General features: G+C 30.7%; 17 protein-coding genes. 8 read left to right on the forward strand and 9 right to left on the reverse strand.

The window, feature by feature from the left end; genetic code table 11:
* Window positions 1-1,655: 1,655 nt before the first annotated feature.
* Window positions 1,656-2,660, forward strand: coding sequence for a porin (locus tag AQ1689_RS05385; protein ID WP_101915315.1), 1,005 nt, complete (start codon window positions 1,656-1,658; stop codon window positions 2,658-2,660).
* 85 nt (window positions 2,661-2,745) lie between these two features.
* Here AQ1689_RS05385 and ettA read toward each other — a convergent pair whose 3' ends face one another.
* The 8 genes from ettA to AQ1689_RS05425 form a co-directional block, all read right to left on the reverse strand.
* Complete coding sequence (gene ettA / locus AQ1689_RS05390; RefSeq protein WP_101915316.1) at window positions 2,746-4,437, reverse strand: energy-dependent translational throttle protein EttA; 1,692 nt, start codon at window positions 4,435-4,437, stop codon at window positions 2,746-2,748.
* A gap of 21 nt (window positions 4,438-4,458) precedes the next feature.
* Complete coding sequence (locus tag AQ1689_RS05395) at window positions 4,459-4,635, reverse strand: CAL67264 family membrane protein (protein WP_232113419.1); 177 nt, start codon at window positions 4,633-4,635, stop codon at window positions 4,459-4,461.
* Between the two features lie 322 nt (window positions 4,636-4,957).
* Entirely contained in the window at window positions 4,958-5,944 is a 987-nt protein-coding gene (lpxD, locus tag AQ1689_RS05400) for a UDP-3-O-(3-hydroxymyristoyl)glucosamine N-acyltransferase (protein ID WP_101955427.1), read from the reverse strand.
* 112 nt (window positions 5,945-6,056) lie between these two features.
* Window positions 6,057-8,081, reverse strand: coding sequence for an NADPH-dependent 2,4-dienoyl-CoA reductase (locus AQ1689_RS05405; RefSeq protein ID WP_101955428.1), 2,025 nt, complete (start codon window positions 8,079-8,081; stop codon window positions 6,057-6,059).
* Window positions 8,082-8,328: 247 nt separating this feature from the next.
* On the reverse strand, window positions 8,329-9,198 hold the full coding sequence (locus AQ1689_RS05410; RefSeq protein WP_101955429.1) for a pirin family protein: 870 nt from the start codon (window positions 9,196-9,198) through the stop codon (window positions 8,329-8,331).
* Between the two features lie 86 nt (window positions 9,199-9,284).
* Window positions 9,285-9,722 carry a MarR family winged helix-turn-helix transcriptional regulator gene (locus AQ1689_RS05415; RefSeq protein WP_101955430.1) on the reverse strand — a complete coding sequence of 146 codons (438 nt, stop codon included), beginning with the start codon at window positions 9,720-9,722 and terminating at the stop codon, window positions 9,285-9,287.
* Window positions 9,723-9,833: 111 nt separating this feature from the next.
* Window positions 9,834-10,364 (reverse strand): NADPH-dependent FMN reductase, encoded by a 531-nt coding sequence (locus AQ1689_RS05420; RefSeq protein ID WP_101915321.1) that lies wholly within the window; start codon window positions 10,362-10,364, stop codon window positions 9,834-9,836.
* A 27-nt stretch (window positions 10,365-10,391) separates the two neighbouring features.
* A complete protein-coding gene (locus tag AQ1689_RS05425; RefSeq protein ID WP_101955431.1) occupies window positions 10,392-10,799 on the reverse strand; it encodes an OsmC family protein in 408 nt (135 codons plus the stop codon).
* Between the two features lie 208 nt (window positions 10,800-11,007).
* On the opposite strand from AQ1689_RS05425, the gene AQ1689_RS13395 reads away from it, so the two are divergent.
* The 7 genes from AQ1689_RS13395 (at window position 11,008) to AQ1689_RS05460 (ending at window position 21,296) form a co-directional block, all read left to right on the forward strand.
* Window positions 11,008-11,997: a bifunctional helix-turn-helix transcriptional regulator/GNAT family N-acetyltransferase gene (locus AQ1689_RS13395; protein ID WP_101955432.1), complete on the forward strand. Its 990-nt coding sequence runs from the start codon at window positions 11,008-11,010 to the stop codon at window positions 11,995-11,997.
* A gap of 105 nt (window positions 11,998-12,102) precedes the next feature.
* Complete coding sequence (locus AQ1689_RS05435) at window positions 12,103-13,731, forward strand: acyl-CoA carboxylase subunit beta (RefSeq protein WP_101955433.1); 1,629 nt, start codon at window positions 12,103-12,105, stop codon at window positions 13,729-13,731.
* 236 nt (window positions 13,732-13,967) lie between these two features.
* Entirely contained in the window at window positions 13,968-15,974 is a 2,007-nt protein-coding gene (locus AQ1689_RS05440; protein ID WP_180947537.1) for a DUF3352 domain-containing protein, read from the forward strand.
* Window positions 15,975-16,051: 77 nt separating this feature from the next.
* Window positions 16,052-16,768, forward strand: coding sequence for a YebC/PmpR family DNA-binding transcriptional regulator (locus AQ1689_RS05445; RefSeq protein WP_101915326.1), 717 nt, complete (start codon window positions 16,052-16,054; stop codon window positions 16,766-16,768).
* Window positions 16,769-16,884: 116 nt separating this feature from the next.
* Window positions 16,885-18,075 (forward strand): site-specific integrase, encoded by a 1,191-nt coding sequence (locus tag AQ1689_RS05450; RefSeq protein ID WP_101955435.1) that lies wholly within the window; start codon window positions 16,885-16,887, stop codon window positions 18,073-18,075.
* Between the two features lie 99 nt (window positions 18,076-18,174).
* Window positions 18,175-20,211, forward strand: a complete 2,037-nt coding sequence (locus AQ1689_RS05455; RefSeq protein ID WP_101955436.1) for an HsdM family class I SAM-dependent methyltransferase — start codon at window positions 18,175-18,177, stop codon at window positions 20,209-20,211.
* Window positions 20,211-21,296, forward strand: a complete 1,086-nt coding sequence (locus AQ1689_RS05460; RefSeq protein WP_101955437.1) for a restriction endonuclease subunit S — start codon at window positions 20,211-20,213, stop codon at window positions 21,294-21,296. The genes AQ1689_RS05455 and AQ1689_RS05460 overlap by 1 nt, the downstream gene beginning before the upstream one ends.
* A 67-nt stretch (window positions 21,297-21,363) precedes the next feature.
* On the opposite strand, the gene AQ1689_RS05465 is transcribed toward AQ1689_RS05460, so the two are convergent.
* Window positions 21,364-22,738, reverse strand: a 1,375-nt coding sequence (locus tag AQ1689_RS05465; protein ID WP_180947538.1) for a hypothetical protein, incomplete at its 5' end; no start/stop codon positions are given.

A 22,738-nucleotide genomic window follows, 5' to 3' on the forward strand; every position in this document is an offset into this window, starting at 1 on the left:
GGTTGCAAATATACATCTTTTAATTTGTTTTAAACAAGCTAAATTTAGCTTGTTTTTTACATTTTAATAAAATGTTTTCTGCAGATATTTTAATGAGCTTTTGTTAACTTTTAAACTTGCGTTTTGTTGTTAGCGGTTGCAAATCTACGTCCTTTTATTGGACTGACAAGGGCTTTTATTTATTTATTTTTGAAGTATTTTTTTAAGTCTTGATTTTTAATGGGTTGCCTTGTGTGTTTTTTGTTTTTTATACTGTTTCGCTTTTAAAAAGTAGTCTTCTACTAAAATTAACACGTATTAATATCTGAAATTATGTTTTTTTTGGAGTGTTAAAAGTGATTAAAAACAGCTTCGAATGTTTTGTATTGCTATTTTAGTAATAGATTTTTATTTGTTTTTTTGATTTTAAGACTGATAAAGTTCTCGATACTATTTTTTTGAAGGAAAAAAAATCACTCGAACTGATCGTTTGTTTTCGTTAATAGGAATTTACTTCCGATTTTCAGACTGATGTTCTGGGGTTCTCATTTTGATGCCACGCTCAAATAAATTCAGCAGGACGTTTTAAATAACTTAAACAGAAAAAAAAATCACTCGAAATGACCGTTTGTTTTCGTTAATGGGAACTTACTTCCGATTTTCAGACTGATGTTCTGGGGTTCTCATTTTGATGCCACGCTGAAATAAATTCAGCAGGACGTTTTAAATAACCTAAACAGAAAAAAAAATCACTCGAAATGACAGTGTGTTTTCGTTAATGGAAATTTTACTTCCGATTTTCAGGCTTATGTTCTCGGGTTCTCATTTTGATGCCATGCTCAAATAAATTCAGCAGGACGTTTTAAATAACTTAAACAGAAAAAAAATCACTCGAAATGACAGTTTGTTTTCGTTAATGGAAATTTTACTTCCGATTTTCAGGCTTATGTTCTGGGGTTCTCATTTTGATGCCATGCTCAAATAAATTCAGCAGGACGTTTTAAATAACTTAAACAGAAAAAAAATCACTCGAAATGACAGTGTGTTTTCGTTAATGGAAATTTTACTTCCGATTTTCAGGCTTATGTTCTGGGGTTCTCATTTTGATGCCATGCTCAAATAAATTCAGCAGGACGTTTTAAATAACTTAAACAGAAAAAAAATCACTCGAAATGACAGTTTGTTTTGTTAATAGGAATTTTACTTCCGATTTTCAGGCTTATGTTCTGGGGTTCTCATTTTGATGCGATGCTTAAATAAATTCAGTAGGACGTTTTAAATAGCTTAAATAGAAAAAAATAACTCGAACTGACAGTTTGTTTTCGTTAGTAGGAATTTCGTTTTAAATTCTTCAAACAAGAATAAACCTCACAGGTTTTTAAAACCTGTGAGGTTTAAATTTTACTGCTCGAAATGATAGCGTGAACTTTGCCTAAATTATAGTTGATTTATCAATTTATCGAAATTAGTACAAATGCCTAGCCCCGATTGACGCTTTGTTTGAGCTCTTTTTTGTTTTTTTTTCTTCAAAAAAATAAAAAAAGCGAGTGCGGAAAGCGGGAAATTGCTTCTAAAAAAAATAATTATTGACTTAATAAGGATAAATATATATAAGGTCTCTCTGTTCATATTGTATATTTGTTTATTACCAAAACAGTTTATAAAATAAAGTATCTATGAAAAAAATGATGATTGCCGCTATGGTATTAGGGGTTTTTGCTGCAAATGCTCAAGAAAAATTAAAAAAACAAGACTCTCAAAAAGTTACGGTTTATGGTAGTTTTAGACCTTCGGTTACTTATAGAAATGATAGAGCTACTAATATTAAAAGTGTTGATGTTACTGATTTTTTCTCTCGATTAGGTTTTAAAGCGGAACAGAAAATTGATGAAAACCTAACGGCTTTTGTTCAAGGAGAATGGGATATTGATATTGAAGGTGATGCCGATTTTGGTGATGCTCGTTTAGGGTATGCGGGTTTAAAAGGGAATTGGGGACGCATCGCTATTGGTAAACAATGGTCGCCACATTATAATATTATTGCCGAAGTAACGGATGTTTTTAATCATAGATCGAGCCCTTTTGCTTATGATACGCAAAGTCCTTTTAGAACTAATAATTTAGTTACTTACAAAAATACGTTAGGAAATTTTAAAATTGATGCGGGTGTGCAAATAAATGGTGACTCTGGCTCTACTAATGGCGGTGTTACTGATGATGCCTACGGAAGAAGTTATGTGGATACCGCCATATTTGGTGTAGGATATACTGCTGAAAACTTTTATTTAGGGGCTTCTTTTCTTTCGGATAAAGATAAAACTGCTGTTAAGCGTGATATTTTTGCTTTTGCTGCTTCTACTACACTTTTTAATAATTTATATACCGCTATTAATTATCAAAATATAACTATTAAAACTCCTGCCGATGTAAAATTGGATGCAAGTACTTTAGACGTTGCCGCTGTATATTCTTTTAATGAAAGTTACAATGCTAAAGCTAGTTATTTTAATTATGATAACGGTACTGTAAATGGTAATGGTTTTAATTTTACTTTTGAAAAAAGATTTAAAAAGAGCGTTCGAACCTATATTGAAGTTTTAAATTATAATGATTCTGATAAGCCTGCGATTACCAATGTTTCGGTAGGGTTGCGTTATGATTTATCGTACGATTTGTTGTAAGATATTACAATTGGTGTTGTATAAACCAAAAAAACTCGAAACTATAACGTTTCGAGTTTTTTTATCTATTAAAATATCAAAAAAATTATCTAATTAATTTTCTGTATTTAATACGTTTTGGCATTAAATCACCACCTAAACGTTTCTTTTTATTTGCTTCGTATTCAGAGAATCCTCCTTCAAAGAAATATACTTCACTGTTTCCTTCAAAAGCTAAAATATGTGTACATATTCTATCTAAAAACCATCTATCGTGAGAAATAACTACGGCACATCCTGCAAAGTTTTCTAAACCTTCTTCTAATGCTCTTAATGTATTTACATCTAAATCATTGGTAGGCTCATCTAATAATAAAACGTTTCCTTCTTCCTTTAAAGTCATTGCTAAGTGTAAACGGTTACGCTCACCTCCTGAAAGTGTAGAAACTTTTTTGTTTTGTTCGCTTCCACCAAAGTTAAAACGACTTAAATAGGCACGAGAATTTACTTGCTTTCCTCCCATCATTACTAAATCTTGACCTTCAGAGAAATTTTCCCAAATAGATTTATCAGGGTCTATATTAGAGTGTGCCTGATCTACATACGCGATTTTTGCCGTTTCACCTACATTAAAACTTCCTGCATCAGGAGTTTCTTCGCCCATTATCATTTTGAAAATAGTAGTTTTACCTGCACCGTTTGGTCCGATAATTCCAACAATTCCCGCTTGCGGCAAGTTAAACTCTAAATTATCGTATAATAATTTATCTCCAAAAGCTTTTGAAACACCACTAGCTTCAATAACATTGGTTCCTAAACGTGGACCATTTGGAATATAAATTTCCAACTTTTCATCGGTTTGTTTCTGATCTTGACTCATCAATTTATCATAGTTCTTCAAACGTGCTTTTTGCTTTGTTTGACGACCTTTTGAACCTTGACGAACCCATTCTAATTCTCGTTCTAATGTTTTTTGACGCTTAGAAGCTGTTTTGCTTTCTTGTGCCATTCTTGTTGATTTTTGATCTAACCAAGAAGAGTAGTTTCCTTTCCAAGGAATTCCTTCACCTCTATCTAATTCTAAAATCCAACCAGCAACGTTATCTAAGAAATATCTATCATGTGTTACAGCAATTACCGTTCCTTTATATTGTGCTAAATGATGCTCTAACCAATGTACAGATTCTGCATCCAAGTGATTGGTAGGCTCATCTAATAATAAAATTTCTGGTTCTTGTAATAATAATCTACATAAAGCAACTCTTCTGCGCTCTCCCCCTGATAAGTTTTTAATTGGCGTATCACCGTCTGGAGTACGTAAAGCATCCATGGCAATTTCTAACTTAGTATCTAATTCCCAAGCATTAGAAGCGTCAATTTTATCTTGAAGCTCTGCTTGTTGCGCCATTAACTTGTCCATTTTATCAGCATCAGAATACACTTCTTCTAAACCAAACATATCGTTGATTTTGTTGTATTCTTCTAAGATAGCTACCGTTTCAGCAACACCTTCACGAACAATTTCGATAACCGTTTTGGTTTCGTCTAATTTTGGTTCTTGCTCTAAATAACCAACTTTATATCCTGGTGAAAAAGTAACATCACCTTGAAAATTCTTTTCTACTCCAGCAATGATTTTTAATAAGGTAGATTTACCCGATCCGTTTAAACCTAAAATACCAATTTTAGCTCCGTAGAAAAAGCTTAAATAGATATCTTTTAAAACTTGTTTATTGGTACTTTGATAGGTTTTTGAAACCTTATTCATTGAAAATATAACCTTCTTATCGTCTGACATTTTGTTGTAATTTTGATTTAATTAAACTCTTCCTTTTAAGGCGTTAAAAACCCATGCGTTTGCAAAAAAACCTAAGCCTACTGCTGCAAAACCGTATCCCGCTACCTCATCATATCTAAAAGCTCCTAGTAATACTAACAAAAGTCCTATTAAAACCATTATAAGTGTTGCCCATGCTAAGACGTTATTTTTATTCATTGCCATAATTTACTCTTTTTACTCTTTACAAAAAATATGTGGGGCAAATATCGGCTTTTATTTTATTATTTTTGATGACACTTTTGCCTTTTCGCTATAAAATAGCTTATAATGCTTCTTTTAGAGCTATAATTATCGCTATTTTAATAATTAACTGTATTTGAAAGCTTTTTATTTAACTTTAAACTTGAAATTGAATTCTAACTTTACTTCGGATAAATAAAATCCCTAGCCCCGATTGAGCAATTGTTTGAGCTCCTTTTTTGATTTTTTTCAAAAAAGAGCGAGTGCGGAAAGCGGGAAATAGCTTCAAATAAAAAATTTACTGCCTCCCTAATTTACGAAGAGCTACCCATTGTTTCATCTTTTCTCTAGCATCAGTTGCGGGGTAACCAAGTACGGTTTTACCTGCGGGAACATCGGCAATAACGCCTGATCCTGCGCCTACAGTTGCTCCAGAATGAATCGTTACATGATCTTTTATAGAGGCACTTCCACCAATAATTACACCATCGCCTAAAGTAACCGACCCTGCTAAACCACTGCTTCCAGCCATAATACAAAACTTCCCTAGCACACAATTATGCCCTATTTGCACCAAGTTATCAATTTTACAGCCATCGCCTAAAATAGTCGCACTAAACTTTCCTCTATCGACACAAGAATTTGCACCAATTTCTACTTGATTTCCAATAATTACGTTTCCGATATGTGGAATTTTCGTTAATCCTTGTGCGCTTGGTCTGTATCCGAAACCATCGGCACCGATGCTAACATTGGCATGAAAAATACAGTCATTTCCGATAATCGTTCGCTCTCTTATTACCGTTCCCGACCAAATTACCGTGTTTTTTCCAATAGTTGTATCGTCAAAAATAGTTACGTTTGGGTACAAAATAATACCTTCGGATAATACCACATTTTTACCGATATAACAATTTGCTCCAATTTTACAACCTTGTCCAATTGTAGCGGTTTTATCGATAACTGCCGTTGGATGAATATCAGTTTCAAAATACAGAGACGCTGGCTCAAAAGCTTCTAGCAATGTTGCCATGGCTAAATCGGGATTTTTCACTTTTATAAACGCCTTATTTTCTTGTGGTTGCATCTCTAATTTTTCACAGATAATGGCAGCACTTGCATTGGAATTTCCCCATAATTTTGCAAATTTCTTATTTCCGATAAAAGTAACTTCTCCTTTTTTGGCATTTTCAATTTGCTGTGGAGCAGTAATTTTTTCAGAACAATTTCCTAGCAATTCTCCTTTTAATAATGAGTTGATTTCTTGTACAGTAAATGACTTCATTTTGTTTTTTTGGGGATTAATTTGCTAAAAATAGTGTTTAATTCCTTATTAAAGACAAATCAAAAAAAAATCCTACAGTAATGTAGGATTTTTAAAATGCTAGTATTTTTTATTAAATCTCCGCTGCTAATCTACTTCCTTGATTAATTGCTCGTTTTGCATCTAATTCTGAAGCAAAATCTGCCCCGCCAATTACATGTATTTTGATGCCTTTTTCTTCTAAAGGAGCGACCAATTCTTTAAACGGCACTTGCCCTGCACAGATAATTACATTATCGACTTCTAGTATTTTTTGCTCCTCGCCTTGGGTATAATGCAATCCTTTATCGTCAATTTTTGTATATTGAACTTCGTTGATAAACTGTACTTTTTTCTTCTTTAAAGTTGCTCGATGAATCCAACCTGTTGTTTTTCCTAAATTCTTACCAAATTTTCCTTTGCTACGTTTAAACATAAAAATTTCTCTTGGCGATGGATGAAATTCTGGTGTAACATTTTCAATTCCTGCACGTGATTTTAGCGTTTTATCAATTCCCCATTCTTGTAACCACGCATCAATATTTAAAGATGTACTTTCTCCTTGGTGCGCTAAATATTCCGACACATCAAATCCAATTCCACCAGCACCAATAACGGCTACACGATTTCCTACAGGTTTTTTATGCTTGATAACATCGATATAATTTAATACTTTTTCGTGCTCTATTCCGTTAATTCTTGGCATTCTTGGGGTAATTCCTGTGGCGATAATTACCTCATCAAAATTTCCTTTTGATAAATCATCCGCAGAAACTCGTGTATTTAATTTAACCGTTACTTTGTGTAATTCTAATTGCTTATTAAAATATCGGATAGTTTCGTAAAACTCTTCTTTTCCAGGGATTTGCTTCGCGATATTAAACTGACCACCTGTTTGTTTATCGGCATCAAAAAGTGTTACTTCGTGTCCTCTTTGTGCTAAAATTGTGGAAGCAGATAATCCCGCTGGTCCTGCACCAACAACGGCTATTTTTTTCTTATTTTTCGTTGGATTATAATTAAATTCCGTTTCGTGGCAAGCTCTCGGATTTACCAAACAACTCGCTACTTTTTGTTGAAAAGCATGGTCTAAACACGCCTGATTACAAGCAATACAGGTGTTTATTTCATCATCACGTTCTTGTTTTGCTTTGTTTACCCACTGCGGATCTGCTAAAAAAGGACGCGCCATCGAAATCATATCGGCATGTCCTTCTGCTAATACTTTTTCTGCCGTTTCGGGCATATTAATTCGGTTTGAAGTTATCAACGGAATCGATAATTCTTCTTTCATTTTTTGAGTAACCCAAGTAAATGCTCCTCTTGGAACAGAGGTTGCAATGGTTGGAATGCGTGATTCGTGCCAGCCGATTCCTGTATTAATTATGGTAGCACCTGCTTTTTCGATTTCTTTTCCTAATTGCACGACTTCTTCCCATGAACTTCCTTGTTCCACTAAATCGAGCATTGATAATCTATAAATAATAATGAAATTTACACCAACGGCTTCTCGTATTTTTTGAACCAATTCAATTGCTAAACGGATTCTGTTTTGATAAGTTCCACCGTAATTATCAGATCTTTTATTGGTTCTTTTTACAATAAATTGATTGATTAAATACCCTTCCGAACCCATTATTTCAATACCATCATAGCCTGCTTCTTGCGATAATTTAGCAGAATTCACAAAATCTCTTAGCGTTCTACGGATTCCTGATTGCCTTAATTTAAACGGCTTAAACGGATTAATTGGTGCTTGTATTTTTGATGGAGCAACGGTTAACGGATGGTATCCGTAACGCCCAGAATGTAAAATTTGCATACAAATTTTACCACCTTCTTTATGCACGGCATCGGTAATTATTTTATGTTCTCTTGCGTGTTTTTTAGTACTCATTCGGGCTGAAAATGGGGCTGTCCAACCTTGAATATTTGGCGAAATTCCACCAGTAACAATAAGCCCAACACCTCCTTTTGCACGCTCGGCGTAATAACTAGCTATTTTATGTGTCCCCTCTTTTTCTTCCTCTAAACCCGTGTGCATAGAACCCATTATTACACGATTCTTTAATGTTGTAAATCCTAAATCTAATGGTTCAAAAATATGTTTGTATTTCATCTATTGAGCGTTTTTAAAGTTTGAAAAGTGTTATGCGTGCATAATATATTGCAATATACGTTTTTTATTAATATCTATGCTAACGTACATAAACCCACTGTTGCTTCTTTTTATTTTTTTTTACAAACCCAGTAAGTTGTTCTTTTTTTATTCCGCATATAAAAAATGAAACTAAAATTATTGTAAAATAAAACCTTCCATAATTATACAGAAGGCTTTATTGTGTAAGCAATAATCGCAATGATATTTAATATAAAAAACCCATTTTCCCCATTTTAAAATCACGCATTGCTTCCATAATTTCGGTTTGTGTATTCATTACATAAGGTCCGTATTGTGTTATTTTTTCATTAATTGGCTCTCCTGATAATATCAATAATGTACTTTCTTTTTTGGCATCAATTTTAATAAAATCGCCATCATTATTAAAAGTAATCATTTGAATTGCGCCTTTTTTTAATGTTGTAATATCATTTATTAAAACTTCGCCATCTAATAAATAAACTAAAGATTGATGTGTTACAGGAATTTCAATATCCATAAAACCAGCCTCATTTGTTTTTACGGTAAACACATTTACAGAAGTTTGAGTCGTTATCAATCCAAATTTATCGGCTTGTGTTCCTGCAACAACATTTAATTGAATGGTTTTATCAGTATTAAAAACAACAGGAATACGTTCACTTTTTATATGCTGATAATTCGCAGGCATCATTTTTTTAGATGCTGGTAAATTTAACCATAATTGAATTCCTTCTAGTTCGCCTCCTTTTTTAACAAATTCTTTTGAGGGTCCTTCGGCATGCACAACTCCTCTACCTGCGGTTGTCCATTGCACGTCACCTGCTTTTACCAACATTTCATTTCCTAAAGAATCTCTATGTAATTGCTCGCCTTTAAATAGCAAAGTTATCGGTTCAAAACCACGATGCGGATGTGCTCCTAAATCAAACGGATTATTAAACTCGCTAATTGCGTAAGGCCCGTAATGATGTAATAATAAAAACGGATCTACATTTTCAATACCTTGTGTTGGTAAAGGTTGTCTTAATTGGATATCGCCCATATTTACTAACGGACTTCCTACTTTATGCTGTATTGATTTTAATTTTTTCATTGATGAATTTTTTAATTAAAATACTATCCATGGAAAATATTTTTATAAATTTTTTGCTTTAAAAATGATGCTTAACAAACAAGAATTTATCTAATTTTATCTAATAAATCACTTAATTTATCGGCTTCTTCTTCTGTTAAATTATCTAAAAAATTTAATTTTTTTGAGGTATCAATTGTTGTTAATAACACCAAGCCTTTTTTGGTAATGCTGATATAAACAACTCTTCTGTCATGTTCACAGCGAATGCGTTCTATAAATTTCTTATCGCATAACTTATCCATTAAACGAGTTGCATTCGGAGCTCGCTCAATCATTCTATCTTTAATAACTTGTACTTTTATTGGCTTACTCGCACCTCTTAAAATTCGTAAAATATTAAATTGCTGTGGTGATATTCCGTAAGGTTTGAAAAAATCGTTTTCATTACTACTCAACCAATTTGCCGTGTATTTAATATTTACTAATGCTTTTATTTTATTGTTCGGAAATTTAGATTTTATATCTTTAGAAATATCTCCCATGCTGTAAACTAATAATTTTTATATTAAAAAAACTCCTTTATTATCAAAATACAAAATTACAAAAAACACATTTACACTCCAAGGAATATAAACTCAATAAAAATAGTGTAATTACAACGATTTTTTAAGCTTGATAACTACTTCTTTTAATTGTGTATTAAATGCATCATCAATAATAATTCCTTCTTTAAAATTATCAAAAAAACTTGGAAAAGAAAAATCAGCTATAATATTTCCGCCCATATGAGGAAAACCATTTTTAGCGATTGACAAAACAGATGCTCCACCTCTAGCTCCTGGTGATGTTGCCATTAATAACATCGGAATATTATTCCATAATTTTTGATTAATACGAGACATCCAATCAAACATATTTTTAAATGCTACCGAAAAATTTCCATTATGCTCAGCTAATGATAAAATAATTCCATCAGCACTTTGAAGTATATCAAAGAATTTTTGAGCATTCTCTGGAATTCCGTTTACAGTTTCTTCGTCCACTCCGTAAACAGGTATTGGAAAATCATTTAAATCTAAAACCGTTGCTACTGAATTATCAACTAAAGTTGTTGCGTATGTTGCTAATTCTTTATTGATTGACTTTTTACTGTTACTTCCTGCAAAAGCGATTATTTTTTTCATGTTATTTATTTTTAATATTTCTTAATTTTACTGAATACTACTTACTATTTCGGTTCTTCCTTTTACCATTTGTGCAACGGGACATGTTCCTGCAATTTCTAATAATGTTTCTTTTTGAGCCTTGGTTAACTCTTTTTCAAAAGATATCTCTTCTAGTAATGATTTTTTTATTCCTTGAGATGTTAATCTTACTTGCTGTGTAACATTGACTGTAATTTCACCAACATCCCATTTTTTATTTTCGGCATAGGTTCTTAAAGTAATCGACACACAACCACCAATTGCCGTTAATAAATATTCCACAGGCGTTGGCCCGTTATTATCGCCTCCTTTTTCAACAGGCTGATCGGTAATTACAAAATGATTTCTCATTTTTGCTTCTGCCATATAATTACGATTACTTAATAGTACTTTTGATGATACTTTGGCTGCCATTATTATTATATTTTTTTGCTATAAATATAAAAAAATACACTTAAAATAGAATCATCTACTCTAAACTCAATACAAATATACTACAAAATAATTTAACTACCATGGAAACTATTTTCTAGGGATTTAAAAATACTTTAATACTGTGTTTTTAATTACATTAATAAATTATACACTTGCATAAGTACTTATATAAATACTTATAGTAAATATGGATGCATTAAAAGGATTTGGAGAAATAGGAATTGGTTCGCGTCTAAAAAGAGTGAGTGAATACATGATGCGAGAAACCCAATTGGTTTACGATGCTTTTAATATTGATTTTGACCCGTATCTATTTCCAGCTTTTAAAATTATAAAAAATAAAAAAGGCGTTACAAATACCCAAATAACAAACAGCTTACAAATTTCGCAACCTGCCACAACACAAGCGATTAATAAACTGTTAAAAAAAGAATTAATTTTTTTAGAAGAAGACAAACTTGACAAGCGTAAAAAGATAATATTTCTGTCTAAAAAAGGCGAACAATTAGTTAAAACTGTAACACCTCTTTGGAATAGTATTGAACATATAATTAAGGAATACACCACTATTTATTCCAATTCATTAGTAGAACATTTAAATATTTTAGAAGAAAAATTTAATAAAAAATCGTTCAGTCAAGCAATTATAACACACACTAAAATGACCTTAAAAAAAACAACTTCTCTTGAAATCATCTCCTTTAAACCAGTCTACGCTACTGATTTTTATAATTTAAACATCGAATGGATTTCTTCTTTTTTTGAAGTAGAAGCTTATGATAAAGAGGTTTTAAGCAACCCCAATAAATACATTATTAACAAAGGCGGGCATATTTTTTTCGCAAAACTAGACGATAAAATTATTGGAACCGTTGCTTTAATGCCGATAAAAAACGAAAAAAAATCATCAGAAAATAATAAACCAACTATTTTTGAACTTACCAAAATGGCGGTTTCACCTCAATATAGAGGCTTTAAAACAGGGCAGAAATTAATGCAGAAATGTATTGATTTTGCAAAAGATCAACAATTTAGTAAGCTTGTTTTATATTCTAATCGAAAACTTGAAAATGCTATTTATATTTATAAAAAATATGGTTTTTTAGAAATTCCTGTAGAAAAAAACTGTCCTTACGAGCTTTCTGACATTAAAATGTCGTTAAAAATAAACGACTAAAAAGAAGAAGTTAATGCGATACCTGCTGTAATGACACGGCTAACTTTCTTGTATTTTAATCGGTTTTTCTTACTTTAGCAGTTGCAAATAAATAACCGATCATCTATGGATATTAACTTCAATAAAAACGAAGATTACAATAAACTTTTAGTTTCTGATTTACGCAAACGTTTTGCCAAAGTAAAGTTAGGCGGCGGTCAAAAACGACTAGATAAACAACACGAAAAAGGAAAATTAACAGCCCGTGAACGTGTAGATTATCTTTTAGATGACAAAAAAAAATCTATAGAAATTGGCGCCTTTGCAGGCGATAAAATGTATCAAGAACACGGCGGATGCCCATCAGGAGGTGTTATTGTAAAAATGGGATATGTTAGCGGAAAACAATGTATTGTTGTTGCCAACGATGCTACTGTAAAAGCTGGTGCTTGGTTTCCAATTACAGGAAAAAAGAATTTAAGAGCGCAAGAATTATCTATAGAGAATAAATTACCGATTATTTATTTGGTAGATTCTGCTGGTGTTTATTTGCCTTTACAGGATGAAATTTTTCCTGATAAAGAACATTTTGGGCGTATTTTTAGAAATAACGCGATGATGAGTAGCATGGGTATTACACAAATTTCTGCAATTATGGGAAGCTGTGTTGCAGGTGGTGCTTATTTGCCAATTATGAGCGATGAAGCTTTAATTGTTGATAAAACAGCGAGTATTTTTTTAGCAGGAAGCTACTTAGTAAAAGCTGCAATTGGTGAAACTATTGATAATGAAACTTTAGGTGGCGCAACCACACATTGCGAAATATCAGGTGTTACCGATTATAAATCGAAAGATGATAAAGATGCTTTAGATACTATTAAAAAATTAATGGACAAAATTGGCGATGCTGACAAGGCTGGTTTTAATAGAAAAAAAGCACTTCCGCCAAAAGAAAACGAAGATGATATTTTCGGAATTCTTCCAAAAGAAAGAAATGCACAATATGATATGTTAGAAATTATCAAACGTTTGGTTGATAATTCTGAGTTTGATCAATATAAAGAAGGCTACGGAAAAACAATTTTAACAGGTTATGCACGCATGGACGGTTGGGCTGTTGGAATTGTGGCAAATCAACGAAAATTAGTGAAAAATGCCAAAGGTGAAATGCAATTTGGAGGTGTAATTTACAACGATTCGGCTGATAAAGCAACCCGTTTTATTGCCAATTGCAATCAGAAAAAAATTCCTTTAGTATTTTTACAAGATGTTACTGGTTTTATGGTCGGTTCAAAATCGGAACACGGTGGAATTATAAAAGATGGTGCTAAAATGGTAAATGCGGTTAGTAATTCGGTTGTTCCAAAATTTACGATTATTATTGGTAATTCGTACGGTGCAGGAAATTACGCCATGTGCGGAAAAGCCTACGACCCTCGATTAATTGCTGCTTGGCCAAGTGCTGAACTTGCTGTTATGAGTGGTAATTCTGCTGCTAAAGTTTTATTACAGATAGAAAAAGCATCTTTATTAAAAAAAGGCGAAGAAATTACACCTGAAAAAGAAGCTGAATTATTTGATAAAATAAAATCACGTTACGACGACCAAGTTTCACCTTATTATGCCGCAGCAAGAATTTGGACGGATGCCGTTATTAACCCGTTAGATACCAGAACTTGGATTTCTATGGGAATTGAAGCAGCAAACCACGCTCCTATTGAAAAGAAATTTAATTTAGGAATTATTCAGGTTTAATTATTTGATTTTAAATAAAGATTTATAACATCAAAATAAGATGACAAGGGGTTAAAACCCCTTGTTAAAAAAAATACTTTCTTTAATTTTTAAACACGCTTATTCAATCTTACCCCAATAGCAACAGACCTCACAGGTTTTAAAAACCTGTGAGGTCTAAGTTTAAAACTAAATAATTTATGTATTTTATTATTAAACAGGCTTTAAAAAAATTAAAATTTAAACAGGTTCTAATTATGAAAAAAAAGATTTTATGGACTGCTTTAATCGCTTTTTTGAGCTTTTTAGCTTATCAAACCTACCTTTTTACTTTTGATAATCAAGATAATATAAAACCTATTTATCTCGTGCCAAAGGATGCTGTTTTTATTTTAGATACCCAAAGACCTATTGATACTTGGGACGAAATTAGTGCCAGCCCTATTTGGAAACACTTTCAAAAAAACAGCTATTTTAAGGAACTCAGTAAAAGTTTAAATACGCTTGATAACACGATTAAAGAACAAAAAAGTATTGTCAGTTTTATCGGCGAACGAGATGTTTTAATCTCTGCTCATGTTTACAAACCTAAAAAATATGATTTTTTATATGTTGTTAATATAGGGAAATTATCAAAATTAAATTTTTTAAAAAATACCATTACAGGTTTAGCTGGGAGTGATTTTCAAATTACCAATAGAATATATCAAAAGCAAGAAATAACTGAAATTTATGATAAAAAAGCAAGGGAAACCTTATATTTTTCGTTTATAAAAAATCAATTAATTGCTTCTTATACTCATGTTTTAGTGGAAAATTCTATCAATCAATATCAAAAACCTATTATTGGTAGAGATGTTAATTTTATAGAAATTACCAAAGAAACCCCTGATGATGGTTTCTTTAAGTTATTTTTTCAATATAAATATTTAAACAACTTTATTGCTTGTTTTGCCGATAAAACAAATAAAAAAACCATCGAAAATATTCAAAACTCACTGTACTATTCTGGGTTTGATGTTTCTTTAATTGAAGGAACTATTATTCAGGCAGATGGTTACACAAACGTAAAAGAAAATTCTGAAAGCTATTTAACAGCTATTCAAAAATCAGGAAAAGGGAAAAGAACTGTTGCTAGTATTGCACCTAAAAATACGGCGCTCTACCTAAGTTTTGCTTTTGATAGTTTTGAACTATTTCATGAAAATTTTGAAAATCTTAGAAAGGAAAAACCAAAAGAATTTGAAGTTTATTCTAAACAAATTGCTGAAATTGAAGAAAAATTAGACATCAGCATCAAAAAAAATGTATATAGTTGGATTGGAAACGAAGTCGCTTTAATTCATTTTAATTCATCGCTTTCAAGAAATAAAAAAGATATTGCGGCAGTGTTTAAAACTACAAATATTGATGATGCTACCGAAAATTTAGAATTTATTCTATCTCAAATAAAAGAAAAAACACCCTTACAGTTTAAGCAAATCACCTATAAAAACCACCACATTAATTTTTTAGATTTAAATGGTTTTTTTAAAATAATTGTGGGTAATATGTTCCAAAAAATGGAAAAACCTTACTTTACTATTATTGATGATTTTGTGGTTTTTAGTACAAGCCCTAACACGTTAAAAGAAATTATAAATAATCATCAGAATAAATATACCTTAGCTTCATCAAAAGAGTTTGAAGAATTTAATTATTTATTTAATACAAAATCAACTATTTTCACTTACGTTAATACACCGTATTTATATACTGATTTAGTTAGTTTAGCCGATAGAAAAACACAAATTCAACTAAAGAAAAACAAAAATAATGTTATTTGTTTTAATCAGTTTGGTTTGCAATTAACATCTGAAGGAAGTATTTTTAAAAGTTCTATTACCACTACTTTTAATAATCCGAAATTAGTTTTAGAAAAAATTACTTTAGATAAACAATTAAAAAAAGAAAAAGCTTTAAAATTAGCATCTAAAAAAAATAGCACAATAACAAATACAGTAAATACCAAAAAAGACCTCTTTAATTTTAAAGAAATTCATCCGTCAGATTTAAGCGCTTCAACATACAAAGAATATTACAAGAACGGTAACTTGTGGTTTGAAGTAGCTTTAAAAGATGGTTTATTAGACGGAAAGTTTCGAATGTACTATCAAAATGGAAAATTAAAACTAAAAGGAAGCTACAAAAATGGCAAGAAATCAAGTACTTGGCGTGCTTATGATGCTCAAGAAAATAAGCTACTTATCAAAAAAGGATTTTAATTGTAAATAATTACTGCAATAACTACATTTGTCATTGCGTAAAAATAATTTTAGCGTAAAAATAATAATTTAATAAAATGGGAAGAGCATTCGAACTTAGAAAAGGACGTAAGATGAAGCGTTGGTCTGCAATGGCTAAAACATTTACCAGAATTGGTAAAGATATTGTAATGGCAATTAAAGACGGTGGGCCAAACCCCGAAGCAAACTCACGTTTAAGGGCGGTAATGCAAAATGCAAAGGCTGCAAACATGCCTAAAGAGAATGTAGAGCGCGCCATTAAAAAAGCGGTAGACAAAGACACAAGCGACTATAAAGAAGCGTTATTTGAAGGCTATGCTCCACACGGAATTGCCGTTGTTGTAGAAACAGCAACCGACAATAATAATAGAACTGTTGCTAATGTACGTTCTGTATTTAATAAATGTAACGGAAACTTAGGAACTTCAGGTTCTGTTCTTTTTATGTTTGACCGTGTTTGTAATTTTACGGTAAAAAAAGAAGATATTACTGTTGATTTAGAAGAGTTAGAATTAGAACTTATTGACTTTGAAGTTGAAGAAGTTTTTAATGATGATGAAGGAATCATTATTTATGCACCATTTGAACAATTTGGAGCTATTCAATCTTATTTTGAAGGTAATAATGTAGAAATTTTATCATCAGGTTTTGAAAGAATTCCTGCTTCTACCATGAAACTTTCTGAAGAACAGCAAGCAGATGTAGAGAAGTTATTAGAAAAATTAGAAGATGACGATGATGTTCAAAATGTTTATCATAGCATGATGATGTAAAACTCTTAATACATAGCTATCATAAGACAAACCCTCTATTTTAATAGTGGGTTTTATTTTTCATATCTATTCATTTTTAGTTATTTTTACCAAAAAAAAGAACAAATAGAGAACAAATGAATTTTAACCTACAAATCAACGCTTATAAAAAGCAAAACGGTACGCAAACCATTAGATTAAAATTATACACCACTCCATATGATGTTCAATATATTGATACAAAAATATCTGTTTTAAAAAATCAATGGGATCAGAAAAAGCAAAAGATAAAAAAACATCCACTTGAAGAAAATATAAACGCAAAGATAAACGCTTTACTTATTGAGGTTAAACAACTCTATTATAAAAATGATGGTATTTCTGCTAAACGATTACTTCAAATTTATAGAAATAGTAAAAAATATGATAATGCTGATTTTTTAAATTTTTATCAAACTTTAGTTGATGAAATGATTTTAAAAGATAAAATAAGGTCTGCAAACACTAATCAAATTTATATCAATAAACTAAAACAGTTCTCTTCTTTTATTTCTTTTTCTGATTTATCTGTTCTTTGGGCTAAAGAATATGAATTATGGCTTTTAAAAAAAGGAAATAAGATAAATACTATTGCTTCGAATTTTAAAGCAATTTATGCAACATTAAATAAAGCTGTTGTTTCTGGAGTAATTAATTCAAATCCTATAAAAGGCTATCAAATTGTAAATGAAAATGTAGAAAAGCAATCGCTTACTTTAGATGAAATACAAACGGTTATTAAATTAGAGATAGCACCAAGGCACAAAGCAATGATTAAAGCAAGAGATATGTTTCTTTTTTCATTCTATACCGCTGGTATGCGTTTTACTGATATATGTAAATTACAATGGACTAATATTATTGATAATGATATTGTTTATACTATGAACAAATCAAGAAGCAGAGCTGGTGCAAGAAGATCAATTCCTTTAAATCCTAAATCTATTGAAATACTAGAAAAATATAAAGGTAAAGATGAGTTTTTTATTTTCCCACCATTATATAATTACAAAGGCAAGACTACTACAGAAATAGAATATCGTTTAAAAGTTCAAAACAACAATCTGAATAGAGCCTTAAAAATTTTAGCTGAACATTGTGAAATAAACAAACCTATTTCTATGCACATGGCTAAACATACATTTACAGATTATGCCGTAAAAAGTGATGTTGGTTTATTAATGATTTCAAAATTATTAGGACACACCAAATTAGCTACTACACAACACTACCTAAAAGATTTTTATCATAAAGATGAATCTGATGCTATCAATAAATTATTTGGGTAAATAGTAATCTATATCATCTAAAAAGCAATTAATAAAGTAACTTAAAATAATATCTTTAAATATTATTTTTTGTAAAAAATAGAATAACAAAAGAAAAAAATGGCACAATCAATAGAACCAAATATTGCAGACCTAGCTAATGGCTGGATGAAATCATATAAATTACCGTATAAATTAGAACAAGAAAATATAAATAGTGAAATTGATAACGCTTTAAAAGATTACGAATCTAAAGGTGGCGGTAAAGGTGGAAATAGACCAGATGCAAAAGTTTTATTACAAGATAAAAATTTAAACTACTACCCTATATTAATTGAATACAAAGGTGAAAAAGGGAAATTAGTAAAACTTGATAAAGAAAATCAAGTTGAAAATATCACTATAAAAAACGAACCTAACTACAAAAATATAAGTTCTTTTGCTGTAAATGGAGCAATTCATTATGCAAATGCCTTACTACATCACACCAGTTATACCAATATTATTGCTATTGGTATGACAGGATATAAAGATGCTAAAGGTAATATTCATCACGAAATAGGTGTATATTTTGTATCTAAAGATAATTTAGGAGTTGGGCAAAAAGTAGGTGAATATTCTGATTTTTCTTTCTTAGCTCCTGAAAATTTCGATGCTTTTATCGAAAAAGTAAAATTATTAAGCCTTACTGATGATGAACTTGAAAAACTAAAAGAAAGAAGAGAAAAAGAAATTGATAAAAGTTTACAAAACCTAAATCATCATATTTATCAGAATGAAAAAGGACTTGGCGAAAATGACCGTGTTTACCTTGTAGCTGCTTCTATTATTGCAACACTTGGCGTAGCGGGAAAAGTTCCTGCTCTTGAAAAATCAGATTTAAAATCTTCTCAAGAACACGGAAATACCGATGGCGAAATAATGGTTCGTAAAATTGAATCGTTTTTAAGAGAAAAACATATTCCAACTGATAAAAAAGACCTTATTATTAGAAGTCTTAAAAATACGCTTTTAGCTTCTAATCTAAATAAAATTGAAAATGGTGAAACGCAATTAAGTCGAGTTTTCACTAAAATTATTGATGATTTAGGAATTTATTATAAAATAGGTTTAACGACTGATTTTACAGGAAAGTTATTTAACGAAATGTACGGTTGGCTTGGGTTTTCTCAAGATAAATTAAACGATGTTGTTTTAACTCCTGCTTATATTTCAAACTTATTAGTAAAATTAGCACGAGTAAATAAAGATTCTTATGTATGGGATTTTGCAACTGGTTCGGCTGGTCTGTTGGTTTCGGCAATGAATGAAATGTTGATTGATGCTAAAGAAAATATTACTTCGCCAAGTGAATTAATTGAAAAGCAAGTACATATTAAAGCCAAGCAGTTATTAGGGATTGAATTATTACCAAGCGTTTATATGTTAGCCATCTTAAATATGATTATGATGGGTGATGGTAGCTCTAACATCTTAAATAAAGATTCATTAACCGATTTTGATGGAAAATATGGTTTTGGTGATACGGATAAAGAATTTCCTGCAAATTCTTTTGTTCTAAACCCTCCGTATTCTGCCGAAGGTAATGGAATGGTTTTCGTAGAAACTGCCTTAAATATGATGTACAAAGGATACGCATCTATTATTATACAAAATTCCGCAGGTAGCGGAAAAGCAAAAGATTTTAACCTACGAATTTTAGAAAAACACACCTTAATAGCAAGTATTAAAATGCCTATTGATATTTTTATAGGAAAAGCAAGTGTACAAACTAATATTTATGTGTTTAAAGTAAACGAAAAACATCATAAAGATGAAATGGTAAAGTTTATTGACTTTTCTAATGATGGATACACACGAAGCAACCGTAAAAAAGCAAGTAACAATTTAAAAGATACCGACCAAGCAAAAGAACGTTATCAAGAAATTGTAGATTTAGTACGTTTTGGTAAAAGCAAACTAAAACTTTTTACTGATAAAGAATATTACGAAAACACTATTGACCCAAAAAATGGCGCTGACTGGAATCAAACAGCACCGATAGACACCAAACCAACATTAAACGATTTTAAAAAAACCGTTAGCGATTACTTATCTTGGGAAATTTCAACCATCTTAAAAAAACAAAATAACCAAAATGAAAACTCGGGAAAGTAATTTCCCCACTTAACAAAAAATTAAATAACGTTAAGTGGGGTGAGTTTAGAGTTGGTGATTTGTTTGATATTAACAATACTTTAAGTTTCAATAAAGATAGTTTAGTTATTGGTAACGATTATGATTATGTAACAAGAACATCTCAAAATCAAGGTGTTTTACAAGAAACTGGTTTTGTTAATAATACTAATATTAATCCTTCTGGAAATTGGAGTCTTGGTTTAATGCAAATGGATTTCTTTCATAGAGAAAGAGCTTGGTATGCTGGGCAATTTGTTAGGAAAATAACACCAAAAATAGAATTAAATAAAAGTTTTATAAAATTTCTTACAGTAGCATTAAATAAATTAAAACCTAAATTATTAACAATATTGGTTAGAAATATTGATACTGAATTTTTAAATTCTAAAATCCAACTTCCAACAAAAAACGGCAAAATAGATTTTGATTTTATGGAAAATTTCATAAACGATTTAGAAACCGAACGCATCGCAAAATTAGATGCGTATTTGGTAGAAAATGGTTTACATGATTATGAATTATCAGCAAAAGAAAAACAAGTTTTATTAGATTTTGAAAAGGATAAAATTAAGTTTGGAGAGTTTACATATCAAAATATTTTTAATAATATAAAACAAGGTAGAAGGCTTAAAAAAGATGACCAAATTTTGGGAGATATTCCTTTTGTTATGGCTGGGGTTACCGATACAGGAATTGTAAATCATATTTCTAATCCTGTTGCAACTTTCCCTAAAAATTCGATAACTATTGATATTTTCGGAAATACATTTTATCGTAATTATGATTATGGAGCAGGAGATGATACAGGTGTTTATTGGAATGATAAAACAGAATTTTCAAAAGAAACGATGTTATTTTTTGCATCTTCTATGGAAAAGTCAATTTTTGGAAAATTTGATTATGGTAATAAATTAAGAAGTTCAAAAAGTCTCAATTTTAAAATGAAACTTCCAATAAAATCAAAAAAACCTGATTATAAAATTATGGAAACGTTGATTTCCGCAATTCAAAAAACGGTTGTAAAAGACGTGGTTTTATATGTTAAAAATAAAGGGAATTATTAAAATATTTTTCTTTTAAAAAAAATGCCCAAGTCTTCAAAACTTGGGCATAATAATTAAAAACTTTATTTTATTCTAAATCTTTTAAAACTCCTTCAAAAATATTGTATTTTAAATCGGTTAAATTTTTATTTTGATAACGGTTTTTATCGGCATAAATATAGTTATCCTGGTAATTATCAAATTTTTCAGTAAATAAAATAATATCGGCATCAAATTGGCTTTTTGAACCGCCACGCATTTTACCATCCGTAGTTTGCTGAAAAATTACAATAAATAATTTACCATCGTATTTTTTTCGCAAGTCCTTATCTACCTCGAAGCCTTTTTGTATTTCCTGCATTTTCGCAAAACTATCAATAACAATAATATCATTTTCTTTTACTAACGTATCTAAATCACTAATGCTGTTTATTTCAGGATTATGAATATTATTTAAAGCATTATCATTTATATATTCATCTACTTTATTATAGTAAAGTGTACTTTCTGGATGCTCTTCAATACTGGCGTGTCCTACTTTATATTTTTGTGCAAAAGCATTCATAAATCTAAAAGCACAACGAGTTTTCATAGAACCTTGCCCACCAGTTAAAGTAATTACAACCGATTCTTTTTGCTTTACTTCAATTTCGCCTAAAAATTCACTGATATTTTTATCTCTAATTTTATAAATTTCAGAAACTTTATTTTGACGATTTGCCATTTTATACGCTAAAGAATTTGTCTTTTTTGGATTTTCTGGATTTTTTGGATTGCCTAATTTTATAGGTGTTGGCTTTACAACGGTTCTAGTTGTTTTTCGATCTCTTTTGATTATCATTTTCTTTTGATTTTCAAAAGCTTCAACCAATCTCTTAAAGTAATCTATATTTTTTAAACAAAAATCATCTGTATATCTATCTTCTACCCAAGATGGATATACTCCCTTTAAATAACGTTCCCAACTATATAAACTTGATCTAGCACTAAGCATTCCTGTCTCTACCTGCTCTAACTGTACAGGTAAGCTTCCTGGTCTTTTAAACGATGTATCTGTTTTTACTACCTTAACCGCAGGTTTCACAAATGTTTCAGTTGTTTTTTTAGTTGGTTTTTGAAGTAATTCTTTCAATAATTTATTATTAATTGATTTACGTTTTTTAGCTTCCTTGATAGCTATTACCCAATAATTAATATTTTTCTTATCTTTTGCTGTTTTTTTGCTTTTTGCTCTTGTTTCTTGCAGTAATGCTGTAACCTCTTTTATATATCTATCCTCTAATTCAATTTCACTTTTTAAATCAATTTCTTTAGATGGTAGTTTTATACTTTTAGTTGGTTTCTCAATTTTCTTAATAACCGCCTTTACAACCTTTTTAATTTCAGCTTTTTTAGTAGCTTTTTTTTTAGGAATAACTTGTACAGGTTTACCGTTTTGAAATTTCCAACCTTTACGCAAACGC

The organism is Tenacibaculum finnmarkense (assembly GCF_900239185.1).
Classification (GTDB): domain Bacteria; phylum Bacteroidota; class Bacteroidia; order Flavobacteriales; family Flavobacteriaceae; genus Polaribacter; species Polaribacter finnmarkensis.

What these genes read in the sequence shown, in the direction of transcription:
- AQ1689_RS05445 (WP_101915326.1), top strand. Translation starts at nt 16,052, where the DNA reads ATGGGAAGAGCATTCGAACTTAGAAAAGGACGTAAGATGAAGCGTTGG.
- lpxD (WP_101955427.1), bottom strand. Translation starts at nt 5,944, where the DNA reads ATGAAGTCATTTACTGTACAAGAAATCAACTCATTATTAAAAGGAGAA.
- AQ1689_RS05410 (WP_101955429.1), bottom strand. Translation starts at nt 9,198, where the DNA reads ATGAAAAAATTAAAATCAATACAGCATAAAGTAGGAAGTCCGTTAGTA.
- AQ1689_RS05440 (WP_180947537.1), top strand. Translation starts at nt 13,968, where the DNA reads ATGAAAAAAAAGATTTTATGGACTGCTTTAATCGCTTTTTTGAGCTTT.
- AQ1689_RS05435 (WP_101955433.1), top strand. Translation starts at nt 12,103, where the DNA reads ATGGATATTAACTTCAATAAAAACGAAGATTACAATAAACTTTTAGTT.
- AQ1689_RS05425 (WP_101955431.1), bottom strand. Translation starts at nt 10,799, where the DNA reads ATGGCAGCCAAAGTATCATCAAAAGTACTATTAAGTAATCGTAATTAT.
- ettA (WP_101915316.1), bottom strand. Translation starts at nt 4,437, where the DNA reads ATGTCAGACGATAAGAAGGTTATATTTTCAATGAATAAGGTTTCAAAA.
- AQ1689_RS05395 (WP_232113419.1), bottom strand. Translation starts at nt 4,635, where the DNA reads ATGAATAAAAATAACGTCTTAGCATGGGCAACACTTATAATGGTTTTA.
- AQ1689_RS05450 (WP_101955435.1), top strand. Translation starts at nt 16,885, where the DNA reads ATGAATTTTAACCTACAAATCAACGCTTATAAAAAGCAAAACGGTACG.
- AQ1689_RS05420 (WP_101915321.1), bottom strand. Translation starts at nt 10,364, where the DNA reads ATGAAAAAAATAATCGCTTTTGCAGGAAGTAACAGTAAAAAGTCAATC.
- AQ1689_RS05405 (WP_101955428.1), bottom strand. Translation starts at nt 8,081, where the DNA reads ATGAAATACAAACATATTTTTGAACCATTAGATTTAGGATTTACAACA.
- AQ1689_RS13395 (WP_101955432.1), top strand. Translation starts at nt 11,008, where the DNA reads ATGGATGCATTAAAAGGATTTGGAGAAATAGGAATTGGTTCGCGTCTA.
- AQ1689_RS05455 (WP_101955436.1), top strand. Translation starts at nt 18,175, where the DNA reads ATGGCACAATCAATAGAACCAAATATTGCAGACCTAGCTAATGGCTGG.
- AQ1689_RS05385 (WP_101915315.1), top strand. Translation starts at nt 1,656, where the DNA reads ATGAAAAAAATGATGATTGCCGCTATGGTATTAGGGGTTTTTGCTGCA.
- AQ1689_RS05415 (WP_101955430.1), bottom strand. Translation starts at nt 9,722, where the DNA reads ATGGGAGATATTTCTAAAGATATAAAATCTAAATTTCCGAACAATAAA.